Origin of the sequence: Niastella vici (assembly GCF_002077945.1) — a bacterium.
GTDB classification, from domain to species: Bacteria; Bacteroidota; Bacteroidia; order Chitinophagales; family Chitinophagaceae; genus Niastella; species Niastella vici.
On record NZ_LVYD01000113.1, the window covers coordinates 148,684 to 161,142 of the forward strand.

At 44.0% G+C, this 12,459-nt stretch carries 11 protein-coding genes; all 11 read right to left on the reverse strand.

From position 1 onward, the window contains the following. Positions 1 to 3 precede the first annotated feature (3 nt). Positions 4 to 744, reverse strand: coding sequence for a class I SAM-dependent methyltransferase (locus tag A3860_RS36975; RefSeq protein WP_081155634.1), 741 nt, complete (start codon positions 742 to 744; stop codon positions 4 to 6). Between the two features lie 75 nt (positions 745 to 819). Next, positions 820 to 2,127 (reverse strand): nucleotide sugar dehydrogenase, encoded by a 1,308-nt coding sequence (locus tag A3860_RS36980; RefSeq protein WP_081155635.1) that lies wholly within the window; start codon positions 2,125 to 2,127, stop codon positions 820 to 822. Between the two features lie 6 nt (positions 2,128 to 2,133). Continuing rightward, on the reverse strand, positions 2,134 to 3,153 hold the full coding sequence (locus A3860_RS36985) for a DUF354 domain-containing protein (protein WP_081155636.1): 1,020 nt from the start codon (positions 3,151 to 3,153) through the stop codon (positions 2,134 to 2,136). Continuing rightward, positions 3,137 to 4,156, reverse strand: a complete 1,020-nt coding sequence (locus A3860_RS36990) for a polysaccharide deacetylase family protein (protein ID WP_081155637.1) — start codon at positions 4,154 to 4,156, stop codon at positions 3,137 to 3,139. The genes A3860_RS36985 and A3860_RS36990 overlap by 17 nt, the downstream gene beginning before the upstream one ends. Positions 4,157 to 4,242: 86 nt before the next feature. Further along, entirely contained in the window at positions 4,243 to 5,271 is a 1,029-nt protein-coding gene (locus tag A3860_RS36995; RefSeq protein ID WP_081155638.1) for a glycosyltransferase family 4 protein, read from the reverse strand. 40 nt (positions 5,272 to 5,311) lie between these two features. Continuing rightward, on the reverse strand, positions 5,312 to 6,484 hold the full coding sequence (locus tag A3860_RS37000; RefSeq protein ID WP_081155639.1) for a glycosyltransferase: 1,173 nt from the start codon (positions 6,482 to 6,484) through the stop codon (positions 5,312 to 5,314). Then, positions 6,471 to 7,670 (reverse strand): glycosyltransferase family 4 protein, encoded by a 1,200-nt coding sequence (locus A3860_RS37005; protein WP_081155640.1) that lies wholly within the window; start codon positions 7,668 to 7,670, stop codon positions 6,471 to 6,473. The genes A3860_RS37000 and A3860_RS37005 overlap by 14 nt, the downstream gene beginning before the upstream one ends. A gap of 3 nt (positions 7,671 to 7,673) precedes the next feature. Continuing rightward, positions 7,674 to 8,507 (reverse strand): hypothetical protein, encoded by an 834-nt coding sequence (locus A3860_RS37010; RefSeq protein ID WP_081155641.1) that lies wholly within the window; start codon positions 8,505 to 8,507, stop codon positions 7,674 to 7,676. A 56-nt stretch (positions 8,508 to 8,563) separates the two neighbouring features. Continuing rightward, on the reverse strand, positions 8,564 to 10,030 hold the full coding sequence (locus A3860_RS37015) for a nucleoside/nucleotide kinase family protein (RefSeq protein WP_081155642.1): 1,467 nt from the start codon (positions 10,028 to 10,030) through the stop codon (positions 8,564 to 8,566). A gap of 7 nt (positions 10,031 to 10,037) precedes the next feature. Further along, the gene (locus A3860_RS37020) at positions 10,038 to 11,306 is read right to left on the reverse strand and encodes a hypothetical protein (protein ID WP_081155643.1); all 1,269 of its coding nucleotides are present in this window, start codon (positions 11,304 to 11,306) and stop codon (positions 10,038 to 10,040) included. Positions 11,307 to 11,319: 13 nt separating this feature from the next. Next, positions 11,320 to 12,453, reverse strand: a complete 1,134-nt coding sequence (locus A3860_RS37025) for a glycosyltransferase family 4 protein (RefSeq protein ID WP_081155644.1) — start codon at positions 12,451 to 12,453, stop codon at positions 11,320 to 11,322. Positions 12,454 to 12,459: the final 6 nt, after the last annotated feature.

Sequence of the window (12,459 nt, forward strand, 5' to 3'; positions counted from 1 at the left end):
GGGTTATTTTTCGATACTGATCTTAAAAAAGCTTGTAGTGAGATATGAAATGAAGTAATTGCCGAAAAAGAACCGGCCGGGCCTTCCCAGCCGGTTTGGAGAGAGCCATACCACCTCCGGATTCCTGAATCCGGATTCCTTCAATAATTTAATCCAGGTATGTGGCTGCTGATGTTTATGCCATTCAATAGTTGGAACCAACCTGTTTTTCATTCCCACATCGTTAAAGAAATTATTACAGGAACAATCCGTTACTATCAGCGTGGCTTTTTTCTTCATTACCCGGTAAACATTTTTAAAAATGTTTACATATCGCCTATAGCTGGTTTCATTTTTCAATAAATGAATGCATGCTTCCTCGTCGAGATGGTTGATGGAGTTATACATAATGACCACATCAAAGGTGGCGGGTTTGGTTTGCTGTAAAAACTCCTGCAGGGTAAACGGCATCAATTCAACGGGCAACGTTGCCGGAAATGCCTGCTGCAGATCACGGAATGCGTTGATCACTCCCCGGGTCGATCCTGCCTGTTCCGGTTCCAGGCAAATGGCTTTTTTAGCGCCTTTAATGGCCGCATAAAACGTGAGCAGGCCTTTGCCGCCGCCCACATCCAGCACTTCTTTTTGTGCCAGCTCTACATGTTCAAAAAGATTGTCGAGGTGAAATTTGAGATTTTTCTTACTGGAATACATTTTCCGGTTGACCACCTGGTCAAAAAAACCTGTTTCAATTTTCTGTGCCATAGCAAAAGCATTTAAATGTTAATCGGTTCTTTTCTACAGTTTCTACAGGCCCTTACTATTTCACATTGGTGTGTTTTACCAGCAGATGCCCTCATAATTGGGCAACGCTTCGAGATCGTGGATCCTTACCAGATCTATAATAGCTGTTTTATCTTTTAACAAATGTTGATATTGTTTGGGGTCAAAATTCCTGTGACTGATGATCACTACATCATTTTCTGCAATGGACTGTTCAAGGTTGTTACTTAGGTGCTCCGATAAATGGGGCAGGCGTTCATTGATGTACGCCTTGTTGGCGCCAATGAGTTTTGAAAGACAAACATATTCATCATAAATGGTAACATGATACCCCTTCCCGATCAGGGTTTCGGCCAGTTCAACGAAAGGACTGAAACGCAGATCATCGGTACCTTCTTTAAAGCTTAGGCCTACCATACAGATGTTTTTCTTCCCCGTATCGTTTATTAATTCAAATGCTTTTCGCCGGTGCTGTTCATTCGAGGAATTGATCACTGACAAAATGGGGGTATCAAGGTAATTGTCGTGCCCCAGGGTTACAAGGCCTTTCAGGTCTTTCGGCAGGCAGGAACCACCAAAGGCAAATCCCGGTTTTAAGTAAGCGGTTGAAATATTCAGCCGGGTGTCTTTGCAAAAGAGCTCCATTACTTTAAACGGATCGATGTGCAACGATTTGCAGATGGCGCCCACTTCATTCGAAAAAGCGATCTTGAGGGCATGGAAGGAATTGTTGACATATTTTATGATCTCGGCCACTTTAACATCCGTTATTTCAATGGGCGCATCGAGACAACGGTATAAAGAAGCCACCTGCTCCATGGCGAACGTATTATCGCCACCTACCACTGTAACCGCGGGGTGGTAATAATCATGGACGGCCGTTCCTTCCCGTAAAAATTCAGGATTTGAGACCACTGAAAAATCAACGCCCCTTTTTTTACCTGAAAATTCTTCTATGATGTCGCCATAACGCCGGTTGGTGCCGGGGATCACCGTGCTGCGAATGACCACTGTGTGAAAGCTATCTTTTGCCCGCAACGCTTTTCCTATTTGTTCTGCCGTTTTGAAAATATAGGAGAGGTTCAAATGCCCATTCGAAGAAGGCGGTGTACCCACACAAATAATGCTTACTTCAGTATTCAACACCGCCTCCTCAACGAATGGGGTTGCTGATATACGGCCTTTTTCAAATCCTTCGCCAATGATCTCGTTAATATCTTTTTCCTGTATCGTGGGCCGGCCATTGTTGATGAGCTCAATTTTAAAATTGCTTACATCAACACCTATCACTTCGTGCCCGTTCTTTGCCAGGCAGCCAAGGCTGACGCAGCCAACATATCCCAAACCAAAAATTGAAATTTTCATGGTGAACTAAATTTTATAACGGTTTATCTGTTCTTTCATGAATGCGGTCATATCATCCCATTGCTCAAGCAGGTTGTTCCTGGTGCTGAGTTGTTTTCCGGGATCAAACTTGTTTTCAATGGTCTTATTTATAAAAGACAGGGCGCCGAAGCCGGATAAATGTTCCAGCATACCTGCCTGTATTAACAGGTCATTGGCTTTCATTTTCCTTGTTCCACAATACACGCTCGGCACGCCCAACATGGCGCCCTCCCTTGCCATACTATCGCCCGATGAGATCACCATTCTGGAATAATAAATAAGCGAATGAATGTCGGCAATGGGCTCCTGCAAAATGGTCCAGTGTGCAGGATACCTGTTGGTGTAACTCTTATCTTCAAGCGATAGAATAACTTTTGTGTTGGTGTTTATGTCATTCGCGAAACAGCTGATGATGCCATCGGGCTGATTATAATAATTAAAAGATCTATTGCTCACTTCCCGCACAAAAACATATTCATAAGGCGCCAGTCCATACTGTTGCAGCACCTGCTCATTGGGCTGAAACCGCCGGGGGCTCAGATAGCTCCATTCTTTAAGGCAATTGAAAACCGATACCTTCCGGTCTTTTTTTACTATTGGCGGAAAGAACAGCTGGGTAGAAAGACTGGCATTTACAGCATTGATCCGCTTCCTTTCGGGATCATCGTAAAACTGGATGACCGGAATGCCGGCGAGCTTACCCGCCAGAGCCAGTGGGATGCTGCTTGCCGCCACACAAATATTGTACTGTTCTTTTCTTATCAGTTCAAGGAAGGCGAATGTTCGTTTCACATTTCCATCCCATAGTATTGACCACCTGGTACCCCTGCTGCTTCCCACGGGGATGGCAGTAAAGCCACCATATTCCTTTTTAATAATATTTGGCAATTTGCCCCTTTGCAGGTAACATATTGTTACATCCCAGTTTTCATTGCGTAACTCATTGCACAACCCTTTAAAAAGATTGAGCTGGGCGGGGTGTTTGATATCAAAGAGAATTTTCATAAAGGAGAACTGCAATTATCAATATCCGGTATAATGCATCCTGTAAAACCTTTTCCAGTACTGAACCTTCTTCTGTTTTAACATTCGAACGCCTCGAAGGGTGATGTGGCAATTTGAACATGATCGGTTGCCATACGCCAGTGATGCGGCAGATATTCTCTGCCATTGAAGCGCCTTCGAGGAAACCGAACCTTGGTAAGGTAAAATTATCTTTCAGCAGCTCCGGTGTCAGGTATTCAGGATCTGAAGAAAAAGCCAGCCGGTAATTCAAGGCCTTCAGGATCTGTATTTCACGGTTGCTATAATCGCCATTCGGATAAGCAAACGAGGCTACTTCGGTACCGGTCCACATTTCCAGTTTCTGCCGTGATTTTTTCATTTCATCATACACCTGCCGTTCACTGCAGTTAATAAGAATGGGATGCGTTTGCGTATGGGCGCCGATCGTAATAAAGGGCGATGCAGATATAGCCCTTACCTGTTCTACGGTCATAGCGTCCCTGCCGGGCTCTACCTTCTTTTTTACTTCCTGCAGAATGCCCTGCCGTTTTTCTTCGGGCATTTTTTTCAACGCCTTTTTGGAATATTGTATAAGCCCACATTCTTTTGCCTGCTGTACATACGACCACCAATACGGCCCTTCTTCAACCGGCGTGGTAGCAACAAAAATAGTCACCGGCACTTCATACGTATTTGCCACCTCCACAACATTGGTCACATTCGATTGCCAGCCATCATCGACCGTAAGCAACACTGCACCTTTTGGAAAGGGCAGTTCCTCATTCTTTATTTTGTTGATATCATGCAGGCTTAAAAATTTGAATCCCTTTGATTTCAGCCACCTGACGCACTGTTCAAATTCATCTTTGGCAGGCTTGTGAAAATACAGGGCAAGAATACAATTTGTATTCTGGGCCTTTTTCCTGGCATGCCTTACAAAGCCTGTCATGATGAATACAGTCGCTACCAGATAACCCAATAAGTTTCTAAAACTTTTTTTCATAAATCAGTTCCATTAAAGTTGAACAAACCAGGGAGAAAAGAAACAACAGGCAATAAACAATTTACAATAGGCAAAGGCGCTTACTATTAACTATGAACTGTAAACTTTGAACTATTAACTGCAAGCTGCAAGCCGGGAGCCCTCCCCAATGACCGCTTATACACAGCTATAATGCGCCGGGCAACAGTTCCCTGATCGAGCCCCAGTGCTATGAGCCGTTGCCTTCCGCTGGTGCGCCCATGCGTTTGCGAGAAATGTATTGCCATCGCTATTTTTTCCGCAAAATCGGTTGCATCAAATGAAGCAAGATAGCAGCCCTTTGTTTTACCAAACACCCAGCGTACATCACCCACATCGGTTGAAACAACGGGACAATTGCAGGCCATTGCTTCCTTGATGACATTGGGCGAGCCTTCCATAAACGAAGGAAAAACCAGCACATCCGCTTCATTCAAATAACGTGGCACATCGGCATGCGATACAGGATAAGGACATATCAGTTCTACAGGCGACCCTTCCAGGTAACTCATGGCAGCCTGTACCAACGGAAAATTTTTACCGGGTTTTGTTTTACTGGCGAGGAACAACACTTTCATCTTTCTATTTTCCCCTGAATGATCATTATTTATTACCCGCCATTGCGGTTTGAATTTTTCCAGATTCACGCCATTGGGAATAACGAAAGATTTATGCCTGAGGTACACTGATTCTTCTATGTTCGCCGATTTGGAAATGATGGCTTTTACAAAAGGTTGTATGAGCCAGGTAAGAAACGAAGAGATCCTGCTGCTTAATTTAACCTTGTTCTTCCCTTTATATTCCCCATTGGCATCGCTGCCCATTAACGACAATACTACAGGTGTTCTTCTACCTGCTCCTATAAGGGCGGCATAACCGGAATAAATAAAGTGTGCATGAATAAGATCACAGGGTTCCCTTTTCAGCAATTTGCGCAGACTGAACCCTGCTTTTATATAACCCCGCAAACCTTTTCCCACAACCGGATAATATTCCACTTCAATTCCTTCCGCTTTCAACGACTCGCCCTGCTCTTTAATAAAAGGAGCGATGTCGAATTCTTTACTATTACCGCTACAGACGAATAATATTCTCATCGATTTCTGATTTTTTGATTTTGAGATTTTGAGATCTTATTTACTGTGGCGATCCTACAAATCCTGAAATCCCTACATCCCGAAACCCCAAAATCTCATCGTAGGTTTGTTCAAAAGCTTTTCCCATTCTGTCGATAGAAAAAGTTGCTTCAATGATCTTCCGGCCCGCCTTTCCAAAAGCAGTGCATTTCTCCGGGTTATCGATCAGGCTCAGGATCATGCCGCTAATTTCGGTTTGTGATTGCCGCGTTACCAGGTAACCATTCACATTGTGTTGCACTATTTCTTTGGTTCCACCCGCATCGTTGGCGATCACCGGCAGGCCAAGACTCATGTATTCTATAATGGCATTTGAAATGCCTTCTCCATGCACGGCGGTATTCGAAAAAAGCACCCCCACTGTACAGCAATTGACAACCGCTTCCACGTCATAGATCCTTCCGGTCATTTTTATCAGGGGATTGCAGCGGGTCAACTCCTGGTAACGCGCACAGGCGTCCGGGTCTTTGCAACTATCGCCCACTGCAATAAAGGTGATATCATTTCTTTGTTTGGTGATCTTTTCTGCAATGCTGAAGAACAGTTTATAATCCTTGTTGGCCGAAAAGGTAGCAACCATTACCACGGCAAATGGTGTAGTGATCCCGTATTTCAACCGTACCCGTTCCAGCGGAGGCAGGTGCTCAAATCGCTGAAAACTTATTCCGTTGTAAATTATTTTCATTTTTGCGAATGGCGGTCTGTACGCTTCTATACCTGCCCGGGAGTTTGATAAAATAACCGTTGAAAAATTAAAATTGATGCAATCGATCAATTTTTTAAGCGACCACCTTGCTGCATGGGGCGGAGCAGAAGTGATCTGTCCGTTCACCAGCCGTATACCCTGGCCAATTACAGCCGGCAGCGCATAAAATGTTTGCATGCGGCCCCAGGTATGGATAAGATGCGGTTTAAATTGCCGGCAGATCTTATAGAACTGGTAAAACACGGTGAGGTCGTTCTTTTGCCATTTCTTTTTAATTATGCGGCAGGTAAGGTTCAGATTGTAGAAAGCGGGATAATCAACTATGGGATCGGTAACTACAACTAATAATTCATAACGGTCTTTGCCCGACAGGTAAGATAATAATTCTATCAATCGCCGTTCTTTTCCTCCCCCCTTGAAACTGCCGATAAAAAAAAGGATACGCTTCCTGTAGTTATTCAGTTTCATGTTCCTTTAATTTTTCCTTAATGGTATAATTGATCGGTAGCTGCGTGCGGTCGTTTTTGCCGGGTATTATTTTATCGGTCACGGAAAGATACCGGAGCAGTTTCCGCGACACCAACCGGTAATTATGATTGAGCGAAACATAATCCCGGGCATTGGCCGACATAAGCTGATACAACTCCGGTGTTAAAGCCGCGTATTGCCTGCACAGGTCAAACACATCATCGTAAATAATTCCCAGATCGTTCTTTGAAATAATTGAATCAGGATTAACATTCACACCTGAAATAACCGGTGTACCCACCGACAGGGCTTCCAGAAATGTATTACTGAACCCTTCATGATGCGAGGTATTCAACAAAAACCGGGCATTCGCCAAAAAGGGCAGCACCTGCGTACGATGCAGAAAACCGGCAAATTGTACATTCGGCAATTGTTTTAATTTTTCCAGGTAACAAAGTGATTCCTCATCACAATTTGCCCCTTCTTTTCCGGCAATAAGGAATTGCTCTTTTTTCATCAGGCTGGCGATCTGGTATAAAAGCTTCAGGTTTTTCTGGTACCGGTAAATGCCCAGCCAGGCAATATAGCGCCGGGTCCTGTTCGTAACAACCAGCTCCTGATCATTTAAGTAAAACGGGTTCGTCATTTTGATGGCTGATTTAACTGGGAACTTTTTCCGGATGGTCATAAGCTGAAAATTATTCTGACATAAGATGTGATGCGACAGGCCGAAACCCCAGAACAACAATAATTGATGGATCAGCGAATGATCTTTACGGAACCGGTTGTCTAACTGGTTGTCGTTCGAAATGCGTTGAATGAATTTGATGTTTAACCGGCGGCAAATGATACAGAGCAGCAGGGAGGTCCAACCCGGAATGCTCACATAGAGATAATCGGGTTTTACCGCCTTCATTTGTTTCCAGATATACGGCAGCCGGTAATACAACCACCGCAACCAGCGAACGCCTTTGTTGCGATCATACATGGGAACAACCGGAATATTGCGGCATTCTTCTTTTAACGGGTTGGCGCCGGGCGAATCGGTCATAATATATACCTCCTGCCCTTCTTCCATCAATCCCCTGATCCATCCATATGTTTGAACGGCTGATCCGCCGCAGGGCTTTTCAGCCTGCATCATCAGGTTGATGAGCTTGTCGTCGTAAAATAAAAACCGCGCCATAACTTAACAGGATTGTGTAATTAAATTCAGCGTTGACCCTTCTTTATTGTTTTCTGATCCGGCATCCCGGGTGGTCTCAATTTTCTTTAACAACTTAATTATACGGGCAACATTTTCCTTTACCGGTTGATGCCCATTAAATCGCACGACCCCAACACCTGCCTGTTGAATTTTTTCAAGGATGATGTGTTGAACATGCCGCCAGTTTTCAATATCCCTTAGCAAAGCCGCATCATCTTTGCCACTGTGCGAAGCGATGATCTTGTTGCGGCCGCGAAGCCGCTTTACGATCTCACTGTTATCGGGTATATCCATATAAATGACTGCATAAGGCAATGGCGCCAGCTGTAAATATTTATCGAGCATACAATTGGTGAGCGGTTCATCAACCTTGGTATCTCTTATAAAAAAAGATTTTTGCAAAAATCCTTCTTCTATAATACAGGGTTTCTCCGACGCATTTTCCAATACAGCCTGATAGGTGCTAAAAGTGGTGAATAAAAAATAGGCCGACCGGTAGCGTTGGTTGATCTCATCGTCATTATAAAATTGGATATAGGAAATAAGTTTCCAGCAAAATGCTGCCAGTTCCTGTTCCTTTGCAGCAAATCGCAAGCCGTACTCTACCGGAATTGTCTTTGTTAACTTTCTATGCAGCACCATACGCAGGTGGTAGGCAAGCCATTTTCTGGCTGAAAAAAAATGTGGCCTGGCTGTCAGGAGCACATCAGGGTATGCCCATTGCGAACCAGGCTTCCAGGTTCTGCACAACGATTTGTAAATAGCAGATTTCCCGACTCCCGGCGGGCCAATTATTTCAATGATCTTTGGCTTCATAGTTGAACGAAGGGTGTCTAAAGGGTTTAAAAAAGTCAAATGGGTCAAATGGTCGGTCAAAGCACTTCCCAAAGTTTTCTTTTTGTTTCAAGCAGCACCTGTTCATAAGGCCTTCCGGCATCTATGTCAATGACGGTTGCATGGCCGAATGATATGCCGGAAAGATTTTCACATTTCTTTTCGATCAATTTATTATCGTGCTCAGGTTTACGTTGGGCAGCTATTTCAGGAGGTACCTGCAATTTGAAAACTACATCAGCTCCGTTTTGGCAAAACAGGCTGAACTGTTTTCTTTCAAGCCGGGCAAACCAGGTGTTTGTATTCGCCTGCAATTTGGGGCCATCGAAAAACCCCAGTATATCTTTTTGCGGGAACCGGTCGCAGATCACCAGGCTTCTCTTTTGGCGCAACCGGTTGGCAAGCCGTAGCATGTTTATTTTTTTATGTATCAGCAGCAGATAATAAATATTACCTGCCAGTTTTCTGAAGTATTTTGAAACAGCCCGGTCATTGAAAAGGAACGCCGTTATGGAAAAAAGCCGCCACCCATAACTTTTGATGAATGGCCGTTTGCCAAAATAAAAATAATGGGTATCTATTTTAAACGTGAGCCATTTAATGACGTCATTACACAGCGTACTTTTGCCGGCCCCATCACTGCCTACCAATGCTATGACCTTACCACCCGCCAATAGTGTTTTTTTTAATTGAACAGGCCCGGTAAACCGGCCTGCATGCTTATAGAATTTGAGAAAATATTTATAATAAAAAGTCTTTATTGCAGCCATTGGGCTGGCGGTTATAATACTGGCTGAAAGCTGGTGATAGATCTGTGCGGAGAGATGGATCATGGCAGGCACGCTGTGGTATTGTACTATGTTGTTTATTTCTACCTCCAACCCGGCAGGCACTTCCAATTGCAATCCGGAGCAAACCTCCCTGAAGCGCTGTAGCTGTACCTGGCTTAACAGCTGCTGCAGTTCCTTTTGTTTTACTATCGGTATCACCGGTTTATCATGGAGCATATTGGCATGGATGCGTACCAGCAGCACCAGGGTTTCCATTTCGGGTATTGGTACAGGCCACCCGGTTAGTTGATCTATTTTCAGCTGCTGAAAGAAAAATTCCAGCCAGGGCAAATGGAGAAATTTTTCTTTACCGGTTTTGGTGGCCAGATCGTAATGCGTATGCAAATGCAGGAGCCTGCCGGTATCGGGATCGAACCCCAACCAATCTTCAATGCCCGGATAGGCATTGCGCGGTTGCGATTGCATTTTTTTATAGGAACGCCGCCGTAATATGGCCTCAAACTGCAGGCGGCAATTGGGGTGTACCAATATCTCGATATCGGATCTTCCTTCGAGTGATTGCAACAGGTGCGAATTACCTTTCCAATGGGCAAAACGGAGATGTTCCCGTTTACAATCGGCCAGCAGTTCAACCGATTCACGGGTAATGTGATCGCGTGACAATTCAGCCCCGCTATCAGAATGGGAAACAGAAGGGTCTGTTAACAGCACCATATTTTATTTATTTTACTGCTTCCGGGGAAACGGGTGGGGTTTCTTCTTCAGAAGCTTCCGGATCTTCATTTTTTGTCAATGGCAATAGGAGCACGAGGAATAACAAGGTGGTTGCCGCCGTTTCGGTATACCGGCCGGTAACGGTAAATACCCCAAATGACAACGCACAAAAAAGAATTATTAATTTATCCTGGTAGCCCTTTGAAGCCTTCAGCGCCTGCCAGAATGCAGTAGCTACCATTAAAAGATACAGGGTTAAACCGATAAATCCGCTTGAATGAACGATGTTGGTTAAATCGCCATGCAGGCTTCTGTCGCCCAGCACGCCATGACCGTAATTTCCGGCGCTGTTCCATAATTCAAATCCAAACCAGGGACTATAGGCGTGGTAAACAAACATATCATTGTATATAAGGGAATATTCAATAAAGCGCTTTTCTTCTGTCAGGGCCCGGTCATCGAGTTTACGTTCCTCTACCCTATCCCTGATCTCCTGCATAAAACCTGTATTGGCATACACCAGATAACCTAACACAAAGACCAGCCCCCCGATAAGGAAAACCATTTTTGCTTTCTGTTGCGTCATCATGGTCAACAGGGCAACCACAACACTTAATGCGCTTAATCCCATAACCGTACGCCGCAGCGTAAGCATGATAAAGAAGAACGATGCCACCGCAAGGAGAATAAAAAGGAGCTTTCGTTCACTGACGCCTTTCAGGAATACCACAAAAAAAGCGAAAGGCATGGTATTGAATGCAGCAGCCCAAAGGTTGCCATATAAAATACCGTTGGTGAAACCATACATATCGGTAGGCGCAAACTTATAATGAGTACTGAACAGTGCATTGACTATAAAAAGCGCCAGTATCAGGAACGAAGCATTACTTAGTTCCCTGAATGCAACATCGCGCGGGATCTTTTTGTAGAGCGCAGGAATTATTGGCATCATAACAAAGAACCAGGTAACAGAAAAAGCATATGGGCGTATCAGGTCAAGGTCATGCGATTTATTTAGTAAAAGGAGAAAATAAATACTTATAAGTATTGCCCAAACATTATACTTAATAAACAGGCCGCTTTTTAAGATGAGTATGATAACGATCAAACTTAACATCCCATAAAAAATAAATGCAGGATGGGTTGTACCAATGATCTTGTCGACAAAAAGCAATACCGGCATATAAAAAATGCTCAGCTCATTTTTTACGAGCAAACAATAAAAGAAAAGGCCATAGAAAAATACAATTTCAACGAACCAGAAAAAAGGTGTCATGGCTGCGGGAATTTCAGTTCATTACAATTGAAAAACGATCGAGGACCAATTGGGAAAATTTTTCATAAAAAACATCGGCGCTCAGGTTTTCCCTGGCATATTGGAGAGATTGCCTATGCATTTGATGCAGCTTCTGCTGATCTGAAACCAATATTTCAAGCGAGGAGGTAAGTTCTTCCAGGCTGTTTGACCTTACAACAAAACCGTTACCGCCATTGGTGATATTGAAGCTGGCGCCGCAGGTATCGGTACAAACAACAGGCAACCCATAGCCCAATGCTTCATTGACCGAAACTCCGTATTGTTCGTTTATAGCTGGCAGTACAAAAATGTTGTGCGCGGCATACAGTTCGGCCATTTTATTATAAGGAATGTCCTGTTTGAATTCAACGCGGCCGTTCAGTTCCAGCTTATCTGCTTCCTGCCTGATGACCCTGTAATTGAGTTGTTGCTCGGGGGTTGCACATTCGCCGGCAATGGTTGCAGAAAACCGGTACCTGTCTTTAAGGGAGTGCAGGGCCTGCAGGAACAAGGCGTGTTTCTTTCTTTCCTGGTGATACTTGCCCACCATCAATATCCTGGGTGCTTCCCCCGAAAAATTGTTGTTGTTCTTTTCTTCGCCGTTAACAATAACAGGCAAAGGAACATAATACATATATTTCAACGCACCGTTATTTACTGACTCAGGACTGGTTTTTACCGGGCTCATCCAGGCAGCTTTAAAAAAACGAATGGTCCCTTTTTGTTTTAACAGCGTTCGCCACGATCTGTATCTGTTTATATCTTCCTGCGTATAAAAAATGATCTTTGCGTTTGTAAGCCGCGCATAAATTGCCACAGTAAGAGAAAATAATTTAAAAGGATCGCGAATGACCACCATGTCGGGCTTCAGTTGTTTAAAAGTGCGCCAGTACTTTGCCAACTGCGGAAAATAATTTCTTCGGGTAGCTGCGCCTTTTCCAAAAAGTTTTTCGGCGACCAGCGACAATTTACTTTGTTTGAATTGTGCAGGTTTTATTATGCTGTGATCTTCGGTTGGGCCAATACTTGCGGCATGAAAAATTACCTCATGCTTTTTTTCGATCAGCTTTTTTATCAATTGAACCTGGTTGGTATGAAACCGGGGGGCCACGAAAAGAATTTTCATAAGTTT